This window comes from bacterium, assembly GCA_016703265.1.
Classification (GTDB): domain Bacteria; phylum Krumholzibacteriota; class Krumholzibacteriia; order LZORAL124-64-63; family LZORAL124-64-63; genus CAINDZ01.
Window position 1 is genome coordinate 237,372 of sequence record JADJCK010000006.1, and the last position, 21,325, is coordinate 258,696.

The 21,325-nt window shown below is 68.8% G+C and carries 15 protein-coding genes; 1 reads left to right on the plus strand and 14 read right to left on the minus strand.

What is annotated here, in order from left to right; genetic code table 11:
* Positions 1 to 94 precede the first annotated feature (94 nt).
* From IPG61_12825 to IPG61_12870, 10 genes are all read right to left on the minus strand, one after another.
* A complete protein-coding gene (locus tag IPG61_12825) occupies positions 95 to 706 on the minus strand; it encodes a hypothetical protein (GenBank protein ID MBK6734939.1) in 612 nt (203 codons plus the stop codon).
* A gap of 107 nt (positions 707 to 813) precedes the next feature.
* Entirely contained in the window at positions 814 to 1,464 is a 651-nt protein-coding gene (locus tag IPG61_12830) for a hypothetical protein (GenBank protein MBK6734940.1), read from the minus strand.
* Positions 1,443 to 3,572, minus strand: coding sequence for a hypothetical protein (locus IPG61_12835; GenBank protein ID MBK6734941.1), 2,130 nt, complete (start codon positions 3,570 to 3,572; stop codon positions 1,443 to 1,445). The genes IPG61_12830 and IPG61_12835 overlap by 22 nt, the downstream gene beginning before the upstream one ends.
* Positions 3,569 to 4,408, minus strand: a complete 840-nt coding sequence (rsmA, locus tag IPG61_12840) for a ribosomal RNA small subunit methyltransferase A (GenBank protein MBK6734942.1) — start codon at positions 4,406 to 4,408, stop codon at positions 3,569 to 3,571. The genes IPG61_12835 and rsmA overlap by 4 nt, the downstream gene beginning before the upstream one ends.
* Entirely contained in the window at positions 4,405 to 5,211 is an 807-nt protein-coding gene (locus IPG61_12845; protein ID MBK6734943.1) for a TatD family hydrolase, read from the minus strand. Before IPG61_12845 ends, rsmA begins: the two co-directional genes overlap by 4 nt.
* Positions 5,208 to 6,242: a stage 0 sporulation protein gene (locus tag IPG61_12850; GenBank protein ID MBK6734944.1), complete on the minus strand. Its 1,035-nt coding sequence runs from the start codon at positions 6,240 to 6,242 to the stop codon at positions 5,208 to 5,210. The genes IPG61_12845 and IPG61_12850 overlap by 4 nt, the downstream gene beginning before the upstream one ends.
* Positions 6,214 to 7,440 carry a hypothetical protein gene (locus tag IPG61_12855; GenBank protein ID MBK6734945.1) on the minus strand — a complete coding sequence of 409 codons (1,227 nt, stop codon included), beginning with the start codon at positions 7,438 to 7,440 and terminating at the stop codon, positions 6,214 to 6,216. The genes IPG61_12850 and IPG61_12855 overlap by 29 nt, the downstream gene beginning before the upstream one ends.
* Before the next feature lie 23 nt (positions 7,441 to 7,463).
* A complete protein-coding gene (locus tag IPG61_12860; GenBank protein MBK6734946.1) occupies positions 7,464 to 8,675 on the minus strand; it encodes a peptidoglycan DD-metalloendopeptidase family protein in 1,212 nt (403 codons plus the stop codon).
* Positions 8,675 to 9,559: an ABC transporter permease gene (locus IPG61_12865; GenBank protein ID MBK6734947.1), complete on the minus strand. Its 885-nt coding sequence runs from the start codon at positions 9,557 to 9,559 to the stop codon at positions 8,675 to 8,677. The genes IPG61_12860 and IPG61_12865 overlap by 1 nt, the downstream gene beginning before the upstream one ends.
* On the minus strand, positions 9,552 to 10,391 hold the full coding sequence (locus IPG61_12870) for an ATP-binding cassette domain-containing protein (GenBank protein ID MBK6734948.1): 840 nt from the start codon (positions 10,389 to 10,391) through the stop codon (positions 9,552 to 9,554). Before IPG61_12870 ends, IPG61_12865 begins: the two co-directional genes overlap by 8 nt.
* Positions 10,392 to 10,529: 138 nt before the next feature.
* Here IPG61_12870 and IPG61_12875 point away from each other — a divergent pair, with 138 nt between their 5' ends.
* Positions 10,530 to 12,032, plus strand: a complete 1,503-nt coding sequence (locus IPG61_12875) for a glycosyltransferase (GenBank protein MBK6734949.1) — start codon at positions 10,530 to 10,532, stop codon at positions 12,030 to 12,032.
* Here IPG61_12875 and IPG61_12880 read toward each other — a convergent pair.
* Genes IPG61_12880 through nifU form a run of 4 tightly spaced genes read right to left on the minus strand, consistent with a single transcriptional unit; the run spans position 12,013 to position 20,908 of the window.
* Positions 12,013 to 15,162 carry a peptidylprolyl isomerase gene (locus IPG61_12880; protein ID MBK6734950.1) on the minus strand — a complete coding sequence of 1,050 codons (3,150 nt, stop codon included), beginning with the start codon at positions 15,160 to 15,162 and terminating at the stop codon, positions 12,013 to 12,015. The two genes, IPG61_12875 and IPG61_12880, sit on opposite strands and share 20 nt — an antisense overlap.
* A gap of 52 nt (positions 15,163 to 15,214) precedes the next feature.
* A complete protein-coding gene (gene mfd, locus IPG61_12885; GenBank protein ID MBK6734951.1) occupies positions 15,215 to 18,733 on the minus strand; it encodes a transcription-repair coupling factor in 3,519 nt (1,172 codons plus the stop codon).
* Positions 18,734 to 18,767: 34 nt separating this feature from the next.
* Positions 18,768 to 19,997, minus strand: coding sequence for a cysteine desulfurase NifS (gene nifS, locus IPG61_12890; protein ID MBK6734952.1), 1,230 nt, complete (start codon positions 19,995 to 19,997; stop codon positions 18,768 to 18,770).
* Complete coding sequence (gene nifU / locus IPG61_12895) at positions 19,994 to 20,908, minus strand: Fe-S cluster assembly protein NifU (GenBank protein MBK6734953.1); 915 nt, start codon at positions 20,906 to 20,908, stop codon at positions 19,994 to 19,996. The genes nifS and nifU overlap by 4 nt, the downstream gene beginning before the upstream one ends.
* Between the last annotated feature and the right edge of the window lie 417 nt (positions 20,909 to 21,325).

Consider the following 21,325-nt stretch of genomic DNA (forward strand, 5'->3'; position numbering starts at 1 on the left):
AAGTGCAGCCAAAAGCAAAGGGGAGCCACCGGGCTCCCCTTGTCTTCGCCTCGCGGCAGCGGGCGTGCGCCCATCCGCCGGAACCTGCCCGGACCTACTGGTCCTGGGTCAAGTCCATCTGGCCGAGCATCTGGTAGTACGGCTTGGTCAGGCCGCCGACCAGCGAGTCGCGGTGCGTCACGTAGAACTTGATCGTGCCCTGCACCTTCAGCGTCGAGTACAGGCCGCCACGTTCGAACAGGAAGACCACGTCGTAGAGCGCCGTTTCGGCGTTCGGGATGCGGTCATTGGCCGGCGACAGGCCCCAGGTGCCCTGGCGCGCAAACGTCTGGAACGAAATCTCCTGCACGCCCGGGACCAGCGTGCCCAGCGGGTCGGTCACGTCGGCCTTCGAGAACATGCGCTCGTGGATGCGGAGTTCCTCCGAAAGGTCGAGCGTCTCGCCGACATCCGGGAACTGTGACACGGTGCTCGGCTGCAGGATCGTGATGTAATCGGGGTGGACCAGCTTCCGGAAATCATCGAAAACCATGGTCTCGTAGACCGTCTGGAAGTTGGCCATGAGCTTGTCGGCGGTGTCGGGGAACGGCAGCCCCCCGCCGTTCACCGGCGGCTTCGGGTCGGGTTCCGGAGAGAAGATGCAGCCGCCGGCGGCCGTCAACGACAGGGCCACCACAAGCAGCAGCAAGTTCTTCATTTTCAGCATGTTGTCCTCCACGTGACCTGGGCTCCCCCGGGGTGACAGGGTGTTTTCAGGAGAAGAAGCCCGCGTTTCCTCGGGGGTTCATCCCCCGATTTTAGCATATTGACAGATTATTTGCTAGCAAAATTGCCCCGCAACACCCCCAGCGTCGACAGCAGCTGTTCCGTGTCAGGGTCGCTTTCCCCCTGCTGGTCGCGCCACTCTGTAATATACCAAAAATTGCCCTCGAGCGTAAACGTGATAATGGCCGATCCGCGATAACGGATCGACGAGTTGTCGACACCGCTGGTCACGGTGACGTCGTAGATCACGTTCTCCCAGATCGAGATGCCGCCCGAGGAAGGTGGCACGGTGAACTCGAGGTTGCGCATGCGCGCGGTGATGGTCACGTCGGAGTTGTAAAGGGCGTTGATGAACGCGAGCTCGCGATCACGCCCCCAGTCGGTGAACACGCCGGGAAACTGGTTCTCCGCCGCGGAGTCGGGGATGTAGAGGAAGCTCGTGGAACTGATCGCCGCTTCCCAGCCCGGCGCGTGCGAGGCCTCGAGCGAAGTCTCGAGATTGTCCCACGTATTCTCCGGCGTGATCTGTTCCTGGTAGCGCACGATGCTGCCGGTCTCCGGCGGCTCGGCGGGCCGCGGCTCGAACAGGCAGCCGCCCAGCAAGCCAACCGCGGCCACCAGCGCGAGGACGGCCGACAGCCGGCGCTGCAGGGACCCGCGGCCTCGCCGCGCACCGGTCAGAACAGCCACTTGAGCCATACGTCCGCCTCCCAGTAGTCCGAACTCGAGGCCGTGATGCTCGGCCCGTAGGCGTTGATCTTCTTGACCATCGCGGAAACCTGGATCTCCTTCTTGGCGCCCCAGAAGCGCTCGATGCGCCCGCCGACGATCAACTCGCCCGAATCGGTGCGCGTCTCGGTCGTGGTGCGGCCCAGCTGTGTCTTGTCGTCACGCGTGCGATACGTCGTCGCCTCGAGCGTGACGCCGGGCGCCGCCTTGTAGACCAGATCCAGGTCGATCCTGGAGATGTCCTGTTCGAGGTTGCGGTTGTAGAAGTCGCGCCCCGCCGCATCCTCTGTGCCCTTGGTGGCGTTGAAGCGCTTGTTGAAATCGTGGCGGACGGTGACCGTCAGCCGCTCGTTCGGGATGAACGTGACCTTGGTCGTGAGGTCGCCGCGCTTGTTGTAGTCGTCCTCGCGCGTCACGCTTTCGAGGTACGAGTAGAGGTAGTCGGTGTACTGGATATAGAGCCGATAGCTCTGGTCGAGCGTGAACCACGGCGCCAAATACCAGGTGTAGCCCGGCGCCAGTTCGTAGGAGTCCTTCACGTTGTTGTTGGCCGAACTGCCGCCGCGAATGGAGACGTCCTGCGCCTGGCGCCAGCTGAAGACCATCGAGGCGCGGAAGCGACTCGGCCAGGTCCGCTCGACGCGGCCCGAGACATCGCGCTGCAGGCGATCCTTGTCGTTCTCGTTGAAGCGCTTCTCGGCGATGTCCTGCGTCAGCTGCTCGTGCAACTGGACGGTCAATCGCGTGTCCTTGAACAGGGTGTGGTACCAGCTGGTCAGGAAGTCACGCTCGCGCTGGTACTGCCGGCCACGCCTGGCCGTGGCGTCCTTGATCCGCTGGTCGTCCCACCGCCACTTGTAACCGTAAACCACCGCCACCGAGTCCCGTCCGGCGTCGTAGCTGAGCGTGAGGTCGCTGGTGTCGGCCGAGCGCTCCTTGAGTCCCGACACGCCCACGGCGAGGTCCTGGTCATCGGTCATGTGCGAAGCCTTGATGAGGGTCCGGAACCTCCCCAATTGCATCGCATGTTCCAGGTCGAGGGTCAGCGCATCCTTGGTTTCCAGTTCCTTGACGACCTTCTCGTCGTCGGGGATACCTACCGTATCGATCAGGCCGTTCGCATTGCGACGGAACTCCAGGTACTTCTTCTCGAAGTTGCTGCGTGTCAGCTGGACGAATCCCTTGCCGAGCCCGCGGTTGACGTAGACGCCGATACCCACGCTGTCGCTCGACGCCGAGGACGGGCTGGTGAAGCCGGCCAGCAGGCGCGTGCCGCCCGTGGCGGTGCCGCCGACACGGCCGACGACGATCACGCCGGGCGCCGGGGCCCAGCCGCTCTGGTAGTTGCCGCCGGCGGTGCCTTCGCGGAAGTCGCTCCGCTGGTTCTGGTTCAGGCTGGCCTGGTCGGTGTAGTTCGCCGTCAGCTTCACCGAGTTCAGCAGGCCGAGCCCGCTGAACTTGTGGTTCGACGCGTTGAGGTTGACCAGCTTGTTGTCGACCTTGTAGAGGTTGGCGTAGCCGGCCGTGTTGGTGGTGCGGTCCTCGCTCCAGTTCCAGTTGCCGTCGATGGACGTCGTCAGGGGCAGTTGCCGGCCGAATCCGTAGGTGAGCGAGCCCTTGCGGTTCTCCACCGTCTTGTCCTGCTTGCGGTACTCGTCCCAGCTCCAGTTCAGGGTCTGTGTCGCGTTGGCATCCTGCAGGAACTTCGCCTGGGTCGTCCAGTCCGCGTAGTAGGTGAACAGGCTGACGTTGGCCCTGACGCCGGCCTTGGGCTCGAAGGTGAGGCTCTGCAGGTAGCCGGGCAGAGCCGGCGTGACCGGAGCCCCGGCCGCTGCGTCGGGATCCTCGGCCTGCTGCTCCTGGGCCTGTTTCAGGGCCTCCTCCAGGGCGCTGGGCTTGGCCGGCGCCGCCGCCTCATCCGCCGGATCCTGGCCGCCGTCGTCCTGGGCCCGGACCGATACAGCCGGCAAGGCCGCCAGCACCACCGCCAGCACGGCTGCCAGCAGGAACGCCGGCAACTTCCGCCGTGCGGTTCGCGCCGCCTGCTGGCCGAAGCCCGACATCCTGGTTGCCCTCATCCACCCACGTCCTTCCGTTCCAGGAGCCGGGCCAGACGGCGGTAACCGTCGGGCGCGACCTGCTCCGGGCGAGATTCCGGGTCGATGCCCGCGGCCACCGCCAGTGCCTCGGCCGCGGCGGGATCGAGCCCGAACTGGGTTCGCAGCTGCGAAGCGACCTTCTTGCGCCGCTGACCGAAGACCTTCTTCACGACCTCGCGAAAGTGTGCGAACTCGGCCGCGGACATGTCCCCTGCCGGGGTCAGGCTGACCACGGCCGACTGCACCTGGGGCCGCGGCCAGAACACGCTGGCCGGCACGGTGCGCACCAGCCGGATCGAGAACACCGAGCCGAGCACCACCGACAACACCCCGTAGTCGCGGCCGCCCGGCGTCGCGGTCAGGCGCTCGGCGACTTCCTTCTGGATCATGAACACGGCCCCCGCGATGCGCTCGCGGTACTCCGCAGCCGCGAACAGGACCAGGCTCGTCAACACGTACGGCAGGTTGCCGGCGATGACAGGTCGCGCGCCGGCCGCCGTGAGGGCTTCCTCCCAGTCGAGCCGGGTCAGGTCGCCCAGGATGGCCCGGAAGCCGGGCATCTGTCCGAACTCGTTCTGCAGCAACGCGTAGAGCTCGCGGTCGACCTCGACACAGGCCAGGCTGCGCGCACCGGCCAGCAGGTGCACCGTCAAGGCGCCGCCGCCGGCGCCCAGCTCCAGCACCTCGTCGCCCAGCGCCAGCACATCGCCGGCAATCGAACGCGCCAGGTTGCCGTCGAGCAGGAAGTTCTGGCCGCGCCGCTTGACGGGCCGGATACCGTAGTGCCGCAGCAGGTCCTGCTGGCTGCGGGTCATGGCAAACCGGCCTTCCGCTCCAGGAACAACGCGGCAAACGACGCATCCGTGCGCCGTTCGACCTCGCCGGGTTCCATTTGCAAGATCCCGGCCACCTTGTCAAGCACCAGGCCCAGCCGGGCGGGTTCGTTGCGTTCGCCACGGTGGGGCACGGGCGGCAGCCACGGCGCATCGGTCTCGAGCAGGAGGTGGTCGGGGCCGGCCAGTGCCACCTGCGCCGGCAGCGTCGACTGCTTGTAGGTCACGACGCCGCCGATCCCCAGCTTCAGCCCCCGCGCCAGCGCCCAGTCGACCACGGCGGCGTCGCCGCTGAAGGAGTGCAGCACCCCGCGCCGCGGCGGCAACCCGACCTCGTCGATGAAGGCCATCAGTTCAGGCCAGGCATCCCGCACATGGAAGACCACCGGTTTGTCCAGCCGCGCCGCCAGCTCCAGCTGGGCCGCCAGCGCCGCCCGCTGCGCCGGTCGCGGCGACAGGTCCCGGAAGTAGTCGAGCCCGATCTCGCCGATCGCAACCACCCGCGGGTGGCGGGCGAGCTCCTCCAGCCCTTCGAGGCACTTGCGGCCTGCCTTCGTGAGACGCCCCTGCTCGTCGGCGAGCAGCAGCGCGTCGTGCGGATGCACGCCGACGGTTGCCCAGATGTCGGCCGCCGCCTCCGCCAGGGCGATCGACTCGCGGCTCGACGCCGGGTCGTACCCCACGTTGAGGAAGCCCCCCACCCCGGCCAGGCGCGCGCGCGCCGCGACCTCCAGGCCGGCGCCGGCAAACTCGTGGCGATTCAGGTGGACGTGGCTGTCGATCACGCGGCGCCCCCGCCGCCATCATGCCTGCCGCCGCCATCACAGCCGCCGTCGGGACAGCCGCCGCCGTGGCAGCCGCCACCGCCCGACTTCGTACCACGCGCGGTACCCGCCGCCTGCGCGCGATCCCAGCGCAGGCGATCGGCCGGCCAGGCGACCAGGCTTCCGGGCTCCCGCCCGTCGACCGTCACCGTTTCACACAGCAGGTCGATCTGGCGGACCATCGCCGGGCCGTCGGGGGTCTCGACGATCGTACCGGTCCGGGGCAGACGGCCACGCGCCTCGCGGTAGTGGTCGTCCTCGAAGGCGAGGCAGCAGCGCAGGCGGCCACAGGGGCCCGAGAGCTTCGCCGGGTTGAGCGGCAACTGCTGCGTCTTGGCCATCTTCAACGTCACGGGTACGAACTCGTGGAGGAAGCCGGAACAGCAGTATTCGCGGCCGCACATCGCAAGCCCGCCCTGCAGACGGGTCTCGTCGCGAACGCCGATCTGGCGCAACTCGATCCGCGCGCGGAATACCGCCGCCAGGTCGCGGACCAGGTCGCGGAAATCGACGCGGCCTTCGGCCGTGAAATAGAAGGTGACCTTGCGGCCGTCGTGCTGGCGCTCGACCGAGACGAGGTTCATGTCCAGGCCACGACGACCGATGCGCTCGCGGCAGACATCCCACATCGCGGCTTCCTCTTCGCGATTGGACGCCCGACGTTCGAGGTCATCCTCGCCGGCCAGCTCCAGCACTCCCTGCCACTGCGCAACGGCCCACCAGTCCGGGCGGCCCGGACCGATGTACAGCACCAGGCCGAGGTCGCGACCACGATCGGCCTCGACAAGACAGTGGTCGCCGACCTTGAGCTCCACCCCGAGCCGGTTGTGGTAGTAGCCCTTGCGGCGGCCCTTGAACTGGAGCAGCACCAGCGACTCCCCCTCGGCGGGGGGCGCCGGGGCAGGCGCATCCACCGGGCGGCCGGCGATGGGCGCGCGGGAACGCTTCCGGGCGCTCGGCGCGTTATCCTGCTGCCGGTTCGTATCGGCCATGCGCTTGCAGCCCTTCGAACAACACGGCCATGACAAGGCCGATGTTGAGGTTGCGATCGATGTCGCCGGCGGCCGCGTCGATGCGGGCCATGTCGTCGAGTAACGCCGCGGTGGATCTCTGCGCGGCAACGCGCTGGACCACCGTTGCCGCCGCGGGGAACCGCGGTTGCCACTGTTCGCCCGCCTCGCGGCAGACGAGGGCGTCACTGTAGTGGAGGTTCAGCAGTTCACACAAGCGTATGGCGCGGGCACGTCGTTCGCCGGCGCCCTGCTCGCCCCCCGCTCCGCGCCGGGCCGGCGGCGCCTCGACGTCGTGCGAGTAGGCTCCCCGATGAAGTTCGTCGGCGGCGATCGCAGCCCGGCCGCGCGCGCCATCGGCGATCCAGCCGAAGAGCAGGCCGGCCCATTCGGCAAGCGCGCGCGATTCCGGCTGCAACAGGTCCCAGGCCAGGCGTGCGTTGCCCTGCGCCAGGCGCGCCGCCCACCGGGCAGGCTCCGCAGCCACCCCGCCACCGGCTTCCAGTTGCGCCGCCAGTTCGGCGGCAGGCCAGGGGTCGAACCGCACCTTCTGGCAGCGCGAGAGGATCGTCGGCAGCATCCCCTCGGTGCCTGTGCTCGTCAGGATGATGACGGTCTCGGCCGGTGGCTCCTCGAGCGTCTTGAGGAAGGCGTTGGCCGCTGAGGCGTTCAGGCGGTGCGCATCGCCCACGATCGCCACCTTCCAGGGCCCCTGGAAGGCGCGCACCCGCAGGAAGCGGATCAGCGACCGGATGCTCAGCGCGCCGGGATTCTCGGGATCGCCGATGTTGACCTGTGCCGTCGCCGACTCGGCGCCGCGGGCGAACGGCTGGGCCAGCTTCTGCTCCATGAGCTCGCGGATGTCGGCGTCGGACAGCGTCGCGGGCGCCGGCCCGATCCAGCGGATGTCCGGGTGCTGGAAGCTCGCAGCCTTGGCGCAGCTTTCGCAGGGCGCGCCGTCGCGGCAGGCTTCCGGGCCGCGGCAGTTGAGCAGGCGGGCGAACTCGAGCGCGGTGCCCTCCTTGCCCGATCCTTCGGGTCCGACCAGCAGCAGCGGCTGCGCCAGTCGATCGCGGTCCCGCAGCTTGAGCAGGCGGGCCAGGATCTCCGGGTCGGGCGACGAATGGTGTGGTCGGCACGCGGACTCCCCGGGCTCGGCAGGGCTCCGGGCCGGCCCCACTCCTCGTCCCCGGCGGACGGCGCTCAGCGGGAGCGCAGCCAGTCCGCAGGATCCAGGGGCGTGCGGCCGTGCCGGACCTCGAAGTACAGCTGGGGTGGATCGCCGCCGCCCGGGCCGCCGACCTCGGCGATCACCTGACCCTGCGCCACCTGGGCGCCACGCGCGACGAAAACCCCGTTGAGATAGGCGTAGAGCGTGTAATACCCCTCGCCGTGGTCCAGAATAACGCATCGTCCGAACCCGGGCAAATGATCGCTGAACTCGACCGAACCGGCGCCCACGGCGGCGACCGGGGCCCCGACCACCGCACTGATATTGATGCCGTTGTTCAGCGTGACGGTCTTGAAGCGCGGGTGCACCGAACGCCCGAAGGCACGCAGCACGTCGCCGCGCACGGGCCACTCCAGCCGCCCGGCCATCTGGGCCAGCGGCTCGGTCTGCCCGGTGATGACCGGCGGCGGCGACAACCGCCGGCGGTCTTCCAGGTCATCCAGGACATTATTGAGCTTCTGCTCGTTGAGCGACAGTTCGAGGAGCCGGTTGTTGACGCCCCGGCGCCGGTCGTCCAGCTGCCGCAGCGAGGCCACCTGCTCGGCCTGAAGGCCCTGGAGGCGCGACGTCTGCTGCTCGCTCTCCTCGCGTACCTGGCGGATCTCGGTCAGGGCCGCCTCGAGGTCCCGTCGCTCCTGCACCACGACCTGCCCCTCGCGCCGCGTCCTCTCCACGAGCCCGGCGTTGAGCCGGGCCAGCGTGCGCTCGAGCTTCACGCTCGACATCAGCTCGGAAAAGCTGCCCGCCGTGAGGATCATTTCCAGTTCGTTGCGCTGCCCGCGCACGTACATCCGGCGCAGGCTTCGCGACAGGGCCAACCGTCGCCCTTCGTAGGTATCAACGCGACTCGCGAGTTCCGCTTCGAGACGCCGGCTTTCGGACAGCAGCAGCGACTCCTTGCGAACCATGCCGCCCATCAGGCGCTGTGTGGCTTCGATCTCCTGCGCGATGGCCTCGTGGTCGCGACGCGCGTCGGCTGCCTGCGCATTCAGGCTGCGGATCAGGTCCTGCTGGCGCTTGATCTCGGCGCGCACCTTCTGGAGCTCGACGGTGTTGTCCTTCGGGCCGGCCGGCGCCACGGCGGTTGCAGGTTCCTCCTGTGCCCAGCCGGGGCTCACCGCGACCAGGAACAGCAGCAGGCCGAGCGTCGCCAATCCGGCGCGGATGAGCGGTCTTTGGCGCATCAGATGTCGCTCCGCAGGGTCAGGTACTTGCGCATGGCCGCCCAGCTGCCGGCCAGGCCGAGCAGGACGCAGAAGGCGACGAAGCCCATCGTCTGCGCGGCGGTGAAGAAGACCAGGCCGTTCAGGCTGGCGCCGAGGATCCGGCCCGCCACGAAGAGCAGACCCATCGCGAGCAGCCCGGCCAGCAGTCCCTGCACCACTCCCTCGCACAGGAACGGCGTGCGGATGAAGGCGTTCGTCGCCCCCACCAGCTTCTGGATCTGGATGATGCGTGAACTGGAGGCGATGGTCAGCTTGACCGTATTGGAGATCACGAAGATGGCCGCCAGGAACACCAGCATGCCGACGACGAGCGAGGCCATCTGGAAGCGGAAGGTCCAGCGCTCGAGGGCCTCGACCCAGTCCTGGTTGAACAGGATCTCGCTGACCTCCTCCCACCTTACGATCTCGTCGCGGATGGCACGCACCGATTCCGGGTCGCGGGCACCGGCAGTGAACGTGACGTGGTAGGACGAAGGCAGCGGATTGCGGTCGAGCAGTTCGAGCAACGGGGCGTCCTCGCCCAGCTGCTGGCGGAACTCGGTGAGCGCCGCCTCGGAATCGATCCACTGCACCTGTTCCACGCCGGGGATGGTCAGCAGGCGCGGCCGCAGCTCGGCCAGCCGTTCGGGCGGCATGTCGTCGCGCAGGTACACGCGCAGGTCAAGCCCTCCGCGGGCCGTTTCGAGCAGGGTCCCGAGGTTGAGGGTCACCAGCGTCAGGGCCGCGAGCACCAGAAGGGCCGAGGCCATGATCAGGATCGTGACACCGGTGGTCAGCTTCCGCCGCCGGAACCCGGCAAACGATTCGCTGGCAAGGTAGTTCAACTGGGCTCGGTTAAGCATGGACCGGCTCCTTGCGCGGGGCGCGCGCTGCCGGCTCCCGGGACGATTCCGGGGCGCGGTACATGTTGTCGACCAGGCTGGCCGAACGGTCGATGGGCACGCGGCGCCGCTCGTCCGAAACCAGCCTGCCGCCGTCGACGACCAGCACGCGCTGGCCGAACGTCTTGACGATCTCGTGGTCGTGCGTCGAGAAGATCACGCAGGTGCCCGCGTCGTTGACCCGGAACAGCAGGTCGATGATCTCCTGCGCCGTGACCGGGTCCAGGTTGCCGGTGGGCTCGTCGGCCAGCAGGATCTTGGGACTGTTGACCATGGCGCGGGCGATGGCCACGCGCTGCTGTTCGCCGCCCGAAAGCTGACGCGGCAGGCGGTGCCGCTTGTCGTAGAGGCCGACCTGCGTCAGCACGCGCATCACGTTCTGCACGATGAGTTTGTGCGGCTGGCCGACGACCAGCTGCGCGAAGGCCACGTTCTCCTCCACGCTGCGGTCCTCGAGCAGCCGGAAGTCCTGGAAGACGAAGCCGATCTCGCGGCGCAGTTGCGGGATGCGGCCGCGGTTCATGCGCGTCGCCGGCATGCCGCGAACGATGACCTGCCCCTTCGTCGGGAACGCGTCCATGGCAATGAGGCGCAGGATGCTGCTCTTGCCGGCGCCGCTGGGCCCGGTCAGGCAGACGAACTCACCGTTGGCGACCGAGAACGACACGTTGGCCAGCGCCATCTGGTCGTGGTACTGCAGGTCGACATGGTGGAAACCGATGATCGCTCGCGGGTCGAGCTGTCCGCTCGCATCGCTGGCGGCCTGGTCCGGACGGCGGCTGGCCAAGGGCATCTCCCCGGATGGACGTGGGCGCGAAGACAGGAAGCCCTGCTTGGGCCTCCGGCTCCATTCAGGCTCCGTTTTTGCAGGTTCCGTGCCCAAAGCTCGGGAACGCCGGCGCCCGGGTGGCCGTCGCGCGAAGGGAATCCCATGTCCGATTGCCACTTGAGCCTGTGCATGATCGTGCGCGACGAGGCCACCATGCTGCCCGGATTCCTGTCAGCGGTGGCTGGGCTCTGGGACGAGCTGGTCGTTGCCGATACCGGCTCGCGCGACGGTTCGGCGGACCTGGTCCGCGCCGCCGGCGGGCAGGTGGTCGATTTCCCGTGGTGTGACGACTTTGCCGCCGCCCGCAACGCCTCGCTGGCGGCAGCGAAGGGACGCTGGGTCATCTGCCTCGATGCAGACGAACGCGTGGACCGGGAACTGGCGTCGGCGCTGCGCCGGATGGTTCGCGCCGACCGCACCGCCGGCGCCGCCACGATCGTGATGCGCAATGAGCTGCCGGAAGGCGGGCGTCGCGAGTCGCGCCTGCTGCGCTGCTTCCGCAATGTGCCGGAGATCCGCTTCCGCCATCGCATCCACGAGGATGTGGCCGACGATGTCGCTGCCTGGCTCCCGCGCCAGGGGCTGGAGATGCGGCACCTGCCGGGCGGTGTCGACCACCTGGGATACGTGCGCGCGACCGCCGCCGCCCGCGACAAGAAGGCCCGCGACGTGCGCCTGCTGCACGCTGCGCTGGCCGACGACCCCGGCGACCTCTACTGCCGCTTCAAGCTGCTGGAGCTCGCCCGCTTCTGGGATGACCGCGAGCTCTTTGCTGCCGAAGCCGGACCGGCGAGGAAGGCCCTGGAATCCGCGACGCACGCCCAGCTCGAAGGGCGCCACTGGAGCGGCGACCTGGCGGCGCTCATCGCCCAGTCCCTGGCGGGACCGCCGCTCAAGGCGCTGGCCTGGCTGGATGGACAGGCCCGGCGGGTGGAGTGCGGACCCGCCTGGCACCTCAGGCGGGGCATCCTTCTCGAGGAAGCCGGCCGCGGCAGCGACGCCGAAGCAGCGTTCCGGTCCTGCCTGGCCAGCGTCGCTTCACCGACGAACGGCTACGCACCGCTGCCGCCGTCGCGCCCGCTGCTGGGCCTGTGCCGGCTGGCTGCCCGGCGCGGCGATGTCGCCGCCGCCACGGCGCTGGCGCTGCAGGCGGCGACCGACGTCCCCCACGACGCCGAGGCGCTGCTGGCGGCAGTGTCGTTCCAGCCGCCCGCCGCGGCGATGGCCTTCGCCACGGCGCATGCGCGACGTCATCCGGACTCCACGACCCCATTGGCGCAGTCGCTGCTCACGGCGGGACGGCCGCAGGATGCGCTGACCCTCCTGGAATCGGCGCCGCCACGGTCCGCAGACGGACCCGGCATCCTGGTGCTGGCGCTGGCCCTCGGGATCGGGCGCGACGCGGACATCGGGACAGACCTCGAAGCTGCCGGGCGGCAACTGCGGTCCTGGCTGCAGGCCCTGTGGGCTTCCGGAAACGCCGCGCTGTGCGAGTCCTTCACGGAACGCGCCGGCACACTGGCCGGCGCGTTTCCGTGGCTCGAAAGCTGGCTCGAGGACCGGTTCACCGCAGGGGCGGCGTCGCTCAGCCCTTCTCGTCGATGAAGAACCGCTTGCGCAGTTCCTTCACGTAGTCCGCCAGCTTGGCCTCGATCTTCTGCGATTCCACGGCCTGGTGCAGCTGCTCGGAAAGCTCATCGTAGGTGTACATGTGCCCGGCCTTGCGGGCCAGGACCTTGAACACGTACCAGCCTGCGGGCGTGAGCACCGGTTCACTGACGGAGCCCTCCTGCAGGTCGGCAAGGGCCGCCTGGAACGTCTCGCTGAGGTCCTCGAGGCGGAACGTGCCGAGGACGCCGCCCACGCGGGCAGATGCGGCATCGGCGCTCATCTCCGAAGCCACCAGCGCAAAGGCCTCGCCCGCGAGCACGCGGGCGCGGGCAGCTTCGGCCTGGGCCCGGGCCGCCGCCACGTCTTCGTCAGATGCGCTGATGGGCAGGAAGATCTGGCTGATGGCGCGCCGGCCGTCCGCCTGGATGCCGTCGACGCGCATCAGGTGCACGCCGCGGGCGGTGACGACGGGCTCACTGACCCGGCCTTCGGGAAGCGCGAACACGGCGCGGGACAGGCCGGCGTCGAACAGGTCGTCCTTGCCGACCACGCCGACCACGCCGCCACGCGCGGCGGCGGCATCCTCCGAATGGCGACGCGCCGCATCGGCGAACGACATGCCGCCCTTGAGGTCGGCCTGGATGCGGGCAACCTTCTCCTGCACGCGCCGGCGCGCGTCCACCGATGGCTGCACCGCCACCAGGATGTCCGCAATCGTGAGGCTGTCGGGCTCAGCCGGCATCTCGGCCAGGTGCGCCTTGTAGTAGTCGCGCACCTCGTTCTCCAGGACCTCGATGTCCGGCCGGATGAACTTGCCGACGACGAGGCGCAGGTACTGCTGGTCGCGCAGCTGGGCCGCCATGCGGGCACGGTAGTCGGCCAGCGTCATGCCGCTGCGCGCCAACTCGCGCTCAAGGGCTTCGAGGCTCCCGAAGTGCTCCACGAACTGCTGGATCTTCTGCTCGACGCTCCCCGAAATAGCCTCCTGGTCGACGCTCATGTCCGCCTGCTTGGCGGCTGCGATGATCAGTTTGCTTTCGATGAGCCTGTCGAGCATCTCGCGCCGCACGGTCGCGGCATCTCCCTCGACCATCTGGCCTGCATACTGGCGTTCGAGCCGGTAGAGCTCGGACTCGCGCTCGAGGTCGCTCTGGAGGATCGCTTCCTCGTCGACGATCGCCACGATCCGGTCGACGAGCACCGGGAGCCCCGGCCGCAGCCGGATCGGGGACAGGCACCGCGGGGGCGTCCTGCGCGAGGCCCCGAAGGGGCCCCGCGCCGATCGCCACAAGCACCAGGACGCTACTTGCCAGCTTCCGCAACGGTCGGTTTCGCCGCATCGGTCAGTTCCTTCCACGAGCGGGTCCTGGCCAGACGGTCCTCGAAGACCTCGATCTTGACCTGCTTCTTCCAGCCATCCAGTGCCGCGCGGAAAGCCATTTCCTCGCGCTTGTTCTGGATGCGCTTGACGATCATGTCGGCGACCTCGCCGAGCTCCTGCGCGCGGGGCGCCGCCACGTCCTCGAGCATGAAGATCGCCTGACGGCCATCCGCAAGCGCCACCGGGGGCGCCGTACTGGCCGGCCTGCAGCGCGAAGAGCGCGTCGCGCTCCGGCCCTTCGGCCGAAGACGGCACCGGCCCGACACTCCCGCCGGCGGCCTTGTCTGCATCATCGGAGCCGTAGGTATTGAGCACCTTGCGCCAGGGGTCGCCGGCCTGCAGGGCCTTGTAGGCCAGGGAGGCCTGGGCCGCATCGGCGCAGATGATCCGCTTGCCCGAGCGCGTCTCCGGCAGGTTGTAGTCGCCCTTCAGCAGCGCCCACGCCGAGTCCAGCGCGGCCGGCGAGATCGTCTTGTCGGCATGCACGCCCTCCTGGAAAAGCTTGCTGACCAGCATTTCCTCGATCTTCTCGTCAACCTTGGCCAGCACCTGGGGATCCTGGTGGAGCCCGCGGTCCTCGGCATCGAAATTGAGCAGCGCGCGGTCGATCTCGTCGGTAATCTTCTGGCGGATGCCGCCGAGCATGTCGCCCCACTTCGGGCGCTCGAAAACGCTCATGCGGTCGTAGGCGGCCTTGAAGTCGCCCAGCGTGTACTTCCGGGGCTCGCCCTTGACCTCGTAGCCGTAGAAGTCCATCTCGTAGTCGGCCGGGTCGATCTGCAGCGGCTGCAGGTCCTCGCGCTTGACCTGCTCCTGCGTCCCGGGATAGAACATCGATTCGTCAGGAGGCAGGCCCTCGTACGCCTTCACCAGTGCGTCCTCGTTGAGGTACATCTTGTACTTCGTGCGGACGCCTTCCTTGAACCCGTCGATGAGGCGCATCTGGGCGCGATTGATGATGGAGGCGGTGATAGTCTTCCGCGCTTCCTCCAGGGGGGGCTTCTTGCCCAGCTCTTCACTGTCGACCTTCAGGACCCACCAACCGTAGGTGCTGGGCACCGGCTCGGTGATGTCGCCGACCTTGCAGGCGAAAATGGGGTCCTCGAACGAGGTGATGAACCGGCCGTAGTGGATGTCGATATTGTACGACACGGTGCTGTTCTGCACGCCGTCGTGGAATTCCCGCCAGAGGTCTTCCCAGTCGGCGCCGGCCAGCGCCTTCTCGCGCCCGCGCAGGGCGTCTTCCCGCGTGTTGGTGATGAAGTAGCGGCACTTGCGGAAGAGCCCGAGCTTCTCGTAGAACGCCTGGATCAAGGCCTCATCGACCTCGGAGGCGGGCTTGTCGACAAAGCGCTCGCGGGCCACGGCGACCGCCTCATAGGAAATGAGGGTCTTGCGCGCGTAGTCGACCTGGGGGTCGGCGTCGAACCCGAGCTGCTTGGCGACTGTCACCATCACGTTCTTGTTGATGACGGTGTCGAGGAACTTGCGCTTGCCCGGCAGCTCGGCGGTATCGAGGAAATTGCCGTCGTCGTCGCGGGGAAGGTCGACCGGGTTGAGCCGACCGAGCTTCTTCTCGTAGTAGTCGGCCGTGATCTTCATGTCGCCGACCTTGGCCAGGACGGTATCCGGAGCCAGGGCCTTGTCCTTGCCGCCGCAGCCGGCGACAAGCAGGACGCAGAAGACCAGGCACGCCGCCGGGACCAGGGCCGGGCGGAACGCGGGAATACGCAACGAACGCATGGGCTCTCCTTGGACGGGCACAGCATCGGTTTGGGAAAAGCATGTCGGGGGCTCAGCCCTCGAGGCCGACGCCCTGCAGGGCGGCCAGCCGCTCGAGCATGGCGTCCGCGACCGCAAGGTGCTCCTCGCGAGGGGCGGGCACCTTCATGACCAGCTGGTCCACGGCCTTGAATTGCAGGCCCTTGGGCCCCGACGCCATCAAGCCTTGTATAATAGGCGGCGCCGGTTCCCTTCCGCCAGCGAAAAAGAAGTCGCATCCCTGCCGCCCACCGCGAACCTCGACGATTCCGAGCCGACCCGCCCGGATGCGCAACCGCTGGATTGCCAGCAGGTTGTCAACCGGCGCCGGCAGCGGTCCGTAGCGGTCCTTGAACTCCTCGCGCAACCGGTAGCAGGCCTCCGGACGCCGCGTCCGGGCCACTCGGCGATACAGGTCCATCTTGTGCTGCGGGTCGCCCACGTATTCGTCGGGCAGGTACGCAGCCAGCCTGAGTTCGACCTTCACCTCCAGCGGAGCAACACCGCCGCCGCCCTGGAGTTCCGCCACAGTTTCCTCGAGCAGCCGGCAGTAGAGGTCGAAGCCGATCGCCTCCATGTGGCCGTGCTGCTCCTCGCCGAGCAGGTTGCCGGCGCCGCGGATCTCGAGGTCGCGCATGGCGATGTGGTAGCCCGAGCCGAGGGCCTGGAACTCCTCGAGGGCAGCCAGGCGCCGACGCGCCTCCGCCGTCAGCCGTTCTCCGGGCGGGGTCATGAGGTACGCGAACGCGCGGTGGTTGCTGCGCCCCACGCGCCCGCGCAGCTGGTAGAGCTGCGCCAGCCCGAAGCGGTCGGCCCGGTCGATGATGATGGTATTGACGCGGGGCATGTCGAGGCCCGACTCGATGATCGACGTGGCGACAAGAACGTCCAGCTCGTGGGCCAGGAAACTGGTCATGATCCGCTCGAGCTTCTCCTCCTCCATCTGGCCGTGGGCCCAGGCGACGCGCACGTTCGGCAGCAGCTCCCGGATCAACTGCGCCATGCCCTCGATGGTCTGCACGCGGTTGTGCACGAAGAACACCTGGCCGCCCCGGTGCAGCTCGCGCAGGATGGCTTCGACCAGGACACGCTTGTCGAAGGCGCAAAGCTCGGTATGGATCGGCAGGCGATCTCGCGGCGGCGTATTGATCAGCGACATGTCGCGCGCACCCATCAGCGCCAGGTACAGCGTGCGGGGGATCGGCGTCGCGCTCAACGTGATCGCATCGACCTGCCGCTTCATCTCCTTCAGGCGCTCCTTGTGGCGCACGCCGAAGCGCTGCTCCTCGTCGACCACGAGCAGGCCGAGGTCCTTGAACTTGACATCGCGGGACAGCAGGCGATGCGTGCCGACGAGGACGTCGAGACGCCCCGCCGCCAGCGCCGCCAGCACTTCCTTCTGCTCGGCCGGCGTCCGGTAGCGATTCAGCACGGCCACCTTCACCGGGAAGTCGCGGAACCGCTCGCTGAACGTCTCGCCGTGCTGGGCCGCCAGGAGGGTGGTCGGGCAGAGGATGGCCACCTGCTTGCCGGCGGCCACGGCCTTGAACGCGGCCCGGATGGCGACCTCGGTCTTGCCGAACCCGACATCGCCGCAGACAAGGCGGTCCATCGGCTCGGGAGACTCCATGTCGTGCTTCACTTCATTGATCGCCGTCAGCTGGTCCGGGGTCTCGTCCCACAGGAACGAGTCCTCGAGCGCACGCTGCAGGTGGCCGTCGGGCGGGAAGGCGAAGCCCGGCTTGGCCCGACGCGCGGCATAGAGTTCGATGAGTTCGGCGGCCATGGCGCGGATGGCCTTGCTGGCCTTGCCCTTGACCTTGAGCCAGCTGCCCGAGCCGAGGCGAGCCAGCGGCGGCGACGCTCCCTGGTCGGAGCTGTAGCGCTCGACCTGGTCGATGTTCTCGACCGGGACGTACACCTTGCCTTCCTCGGCATACTCCAGCAGCAGGCATTCGCGTTCGACGCCCTCGACCGTGATCACGCGCAGGCCCTTGTAGCAACCGATGCCGTACTCGAGGTGCACGACATACTCGCCCGGTCGCAGCGAGGCGCGCTCCTTGACGACACCGCTGCTGCGATGCCGGGCCCGGACGGGACGGCGGTAGCGCTCGAAGAACTCGTGATCTGTCAGGCAGTGCAGGTGCGCGCCCGGCCAGGAGAAGCCCGCGGCAATGCCCCCCACCAGCGGTCGCGTGGCCACGGGCCCGTCGTCGGATTCGTCGAGCAGGTCGGCCAGGCGCTCGGCCTGGCCCCGGTTGTCGCAGAGAAGCAGCACCGTTTCGCCGGCCGCCTCGCGGACGGCCAGCTCGGCCCGCAGCGCCGCGACATTGCCGCCGCGCAGCTGCTGCGAGGTGGTCGGGAAATCGACGATGGTGCGCGGCGCGCGGTCCAGCCAGACGGCGGCTTCATCGCCCGCGATCCAGGACTCGGCGAGTTGCACGTGACGCAGGCGCGGCACGGCCAGGCGCGCCGATGGCTCCACCAGTTCGTCGATGGCCGGCAGGACGGGATCGCGCTCGAAGCGGCCCTCGCGCAACCGCGGCAGTTCGCCGTCCAGAAGCACCGACTGTTCGTTCAGGCGCACCGGGTCGCACCAGAACAGGGTCGTGCCCTCGGGCAGGTAGTCGATGAGCGTCGCCGTGGGCCCGGTCCACGGCAGGAAGCTCTCGATGCCGTCGTCGGCGAGACGATCCTCCAGGCGGCGCTGCAGGTCCTCCAGCACATCCGCGTCCGGTCCCTCCGGTCGCGCGGCCAGGGCGGACTCCGCGCGCGCCAGGCACGCGAGCACGGAATCGTCGTCCAGCCAGAGGTGACTGACCGGGATGACGACGGCCTCCTCGGTCCGCTCGATTGTCCGCTGCGACTCGACCTCGAACAGGCGGAGCGAGACGATCTCGTCGTCGAAGAACTCGATGCGCAGGGGACGGTCACCCGGCGCGAAGACATCCAGAAGGCCGCCGCGGCGCGCGAAGTCGCCGATCTTGGCGACCATCCCCGCCGGCCGGTATCCGGCCTGCACCAGGTGCGCTCCCAGCTTCGCCGGGTCGATGCGCTGCCCGCAACGAAGGCGCACGACCGCCTTCTCCAGCGTGCCCGGGGCCATCACGCGCTGCCGCAGCGCCGCGAGCGACGTGACCGCCAGGACTCCCGGTTGCGTGCGCAGGCGGTGCAGGCCCGTCAGGAAGTCGCCGGCCGTGGCTGCGTCGGGGGAATTGCGGTCGAATGCGAGGACTTCCGGCTGCGGCAGGTGACACACGATATCGGGCCCGAGCCAGACTTCGAGGTCGTCCGCCAGGCGGTCGGCCGCCTCGCGGTCCGGCGCCACGACCACGGCGGGCCGCCCGCTTGCGGCGTGCCAACCGGCCAGCATCAGGCCCTGGGCGCCACCGCGCAGGCCGGTGATGAGCAGCGGGCCGTCGCCGGGAGCCTGCAGGGCAGAGCGCAGCCGGACGACGGCCGCCTCGAGGCCCTCGCCCGCCACTTTGTCCAGCAGGGCGGCGTGCAACAGGCCGCCCGGGCCGCCGTGCGACCGTGGTGAGGACTCGGTCATGTTCCTTCCGGACGCGTGAGGGCGTCCCCTTGTCTCAGAAGGTGGCCCTCTGCTCGTTGAACGGCGTGATCAGGCGCAGGCGCTCGATGATGGGCGGCAGCACCTCGATGACGTAGTCGACCTCGGCCTGCGTGTTGTAGCGCGACAACGAGAAACGGATCGACCCGTGCGTCAGCGTGAACGGCAGGCCCATTGCCCGCAGCACGTGTGACGGCTCGAGGCTGCCGCTCGTGCAGGCCGAACCGCTGCTGGCGGCGACACCCACACGGTCGAGCAGCAGGAGGATGCCCTCGCCTTCGATATAGCGAAAGCTGATGTTGGTCGTATTCGGCAGGCGATAGTCCGGGTCACCGTTCGCCTGGCAGTCGGGAATCGCCGCCAGCAGCCCCTGTTCGAGCCGGTCGCGCAGGCGTCGCACCTCGACGTTCTCGTGCTCGAGACCGGCCGCAGCCAGGTCGCAGGCGACGCCAAGGCCGGCGATCGCCGCCACGTTCTCGGTGCCGGCGCGCCGGCCACGTTCCTGATGGCCGCCCACGATCAGCGGGCGCAGCTTGGTGCCCCGGCGCACGTAGAGGGCCCCGACGCCCTTGGCTGCGTGCAGCTTGTGGCCCGAGATCGCGAAGAGGTCTACCGGTGCATGCTCGAGGTCGAGCGGCAGCTTGCCCACCGCCTGCACGCCGTCCACGTGGAAGACGGCCCCGTGCGTGCGGACGATCCGGCCGATTGCGTCGATATCGAACAGGACGCCGGTTTCATTGTTGGCCATCATCACCGAGACGAGCGCGGTATCGGGCCGCAGCGCCGCACCCACCACGGCGGGGTCGAGTCGCCCGTTGCCGTCGACCTTCAGGAATGTGACGTCGTAGCCGTGGCGCTTCTGCAGTTCCCGGCACAGGCCCAGCACGGCCGGGTGCTCCACCTCGGTCGTCACCAGATGCCGTTTGTCGGGATACGCGTGCAGCGTGCCGACAATGGCCAGGTTGTCGCTCTCCGAGCCGCCGCTGGTGAAGACGATCTCGCCGGGTTGCGCAGCGCCCAGCAGGGCTGCGACGCGGCGACGGGCCTCGGCCACCTCGTCACCGGCGCGCGCACCGAACGAGTGCATGCTCGAGGGGTTCCCGTAGTGCTCGGTGAGCAGCGGCACCATCTTGCGCACCACTTCAGGCGCCACCGGCGTCGTTGCGTTGTTGTCGAAATAGATGCCGGTCTCCGGACGTGCCGGCAGGCCGTCGAGCAGGCTCGGGGGACGGGCTTCGGCGTTCATCGGCGGTCCACTTCGACGACGGACAACCGGGTATCGACGAATTCGCGAAGGCGAGGCTCGACCAGCCCGGAGATGGTGACGGCCGACGAGCGGCAGGCGGCGCAGTTGCCGGTCAGGCGCACGTGCACGCGCAGGTCGCGGTAGCGGACGAACTCGATGTCGCCGCCGTCGTTCCTGAGGGCCGGCGCGATCTCCGTCGCGATCAACTCCGCAATGCGGGCAACCAGCGCGGCGTCGGCCGCGTCGTGCTCCGGTCCGGTCGGGGTGTGAGTTGCCCGCGGGGCCAGTTCGATGAGCGTGCCGATCACCGCGGGGGCCGATGCCGCTGCCGTACGGCGTTCCGCGCACTCGCGCAGCAGGTCGGCGATCTCGTGGTGGCAGTCGCCGCAGCCGCCGCCGGCCTTGGTGTGGTCGGTCACATCCTCGACCGATTCGAGACCGTGGCGCTCGATGGCCTCGCGCACCGTCTCCTTGGTCACCTGGTAGCAGTGGCACAGCAGGGTGGTCCCCGCCAGCAGGTGGCACGGCACTTCGCGCCCCTGCCGGCGATAGTAGTCGAGCATGGCGGCCTCGAGCGCTTCGCGGCCCATCACCGAGCAGTGCATCTTCTCGCGCGGCAGCCCGTCGAGTTCGCGGGCAATGTCCTCGTTGGTCACGCGCGAGGCTTCCTCGAGCGTCTTGCCGCGGATCATCTCGGTCAGGATGCTGCTCGAGGCGATGGCGCTGCCGCAGCCGAAGGTCTGGAACTTCGCTTCGGCGATGCGTTCGTCCTCGCCAAGTCGGAAGCTCAGGCGCAGCGCGTCGCCGCAAGCCATCGAACCCACTTCGCCGACACCGTCGGCATCGGCCACTTCACCCACGTTGCGCGGGTTGAGGAAGTGGTCCATGACCTTCTCGGAATAGTTCCACATGGCGTCACCCGGTGCTGGGATGGTTGGCTCGGGCCCCGAACCAAGATGAGTTGACTCCGCGCCGATTTCAACTCCCGCCGGCGTTCCCGCGCCCGGCGCCGGAGCCGACGGCCAGTTCGAGCGCCAGGAGGGCCGCCGCCAGGAGGAAGGCCCAGGGCGCCAGATTGCGCCCCCAGCGCATCGGCCAGGCGCAGCGGGTCGGCGCCGGGCAGGTCGGCGGCGACCGGCATGCCCAGCAACGCCAGGCGTTGCCGCCAGCCGGCGGGGCCGTCGCGCGGTTCGAGCGTTTCGGCCGCGGGCACGACCACGGCGGCGACACCCAGGGTGTCGGCGCCGGACAGGAAGACTGCGAAACCCGCCCGGTCGGCCGGCCCGGTCCCGAGGACCGGGGTCCCCGCGCGCCACTCCAGTTCCGCG

Coding starts and splice junctions, on each gene's coding strand:
- IPG61_12860 (MBK6734946.1), bottom strand. CDS start 8,675: ATGCGCCAAAGACCGCTCATCCGCGCCGGATTGGCGACGCTCGGCCTG.
- IPG61_12850 (MBK6734944.1), bottom strand. CDS start 6,242: ATGGCCGATACGAACCGGCAGCAGGATAACGCGCCGAGCGCCCGGAAG.
- IPG61_12875 (MBK6734949.1), top strand. CDS start 10,530: ATGTCCGATTGCCACTTGAGCCTGTGCATGATCGTGCGCGACGAGGCC.
- IPG61_12835 (MBK6734941.1), bottom strand. CDS start 3,572: ATGAGGGCAACCAGGATGTCGGGCTTCGGCCAGCAGGCGGCGCGAACC.
- IPG61_12865 (MBK6734947.1), bottom strand. CDS start 9,559: ATGCTTAACCGAGCCCAGTTGAACTACCTTGCCAGCGAATCGTTTGCC.
- IPG61_12830 (MBK6734940.1), bottom strand. CDS start 1,464: ATGGCTCAAGTGGCTGTTCTGACCGGTGCGCGGCGAGGCCGCGGGTCC.
- rsmA (MBK6734942.1), bottom strand. CDS start 4,408: ATGACCCGCAGCCAGCAGGACCTGCTGCGGCACTACGGTATCCGGCCC.
- IPG61_12825 (MBK6734939.1), bottom strand. CDS start 706: ATGCTGAAAATGAAGAACTTGCTGCTGCTTGTGGTGGCCCTGTCGTTG.
- nifS (MBK6734952.1), bottom strand. CDS start 19,997: ATGAACGCCGAAGCCCGTCCCCCGAGCCTGCTCGACGGCCTGCCGGCA.
- IPG61_12870 (MBK6734948.1), bottom strand. CDS start 10,391: ATGCCCTTGGCCAGCCGCCGTCCGGACCAGGCCGCCAGCGATGCGAGC.
- nifU (MBK6734953.1), bottom strand. CDS start 20,908: ATGTGGAACTATTCCGAGAAGGTCATGGACCACTTCCTCAACCCGCGC.
- IPG61_12880 (MBK6734950.1), bottom strand. CDS start 15,162: ATGCGTTCGTTGCGTATTCCCGCGTTCCGCCCGGCCCTGGTCCCGGCG.
- mfd (MBK6734951.1), bottom strand. CDS start 18,733: ATGACCGAGTCCTCACCACGGTCGCACGGCGGCCCGGGCGGCCTGTTG.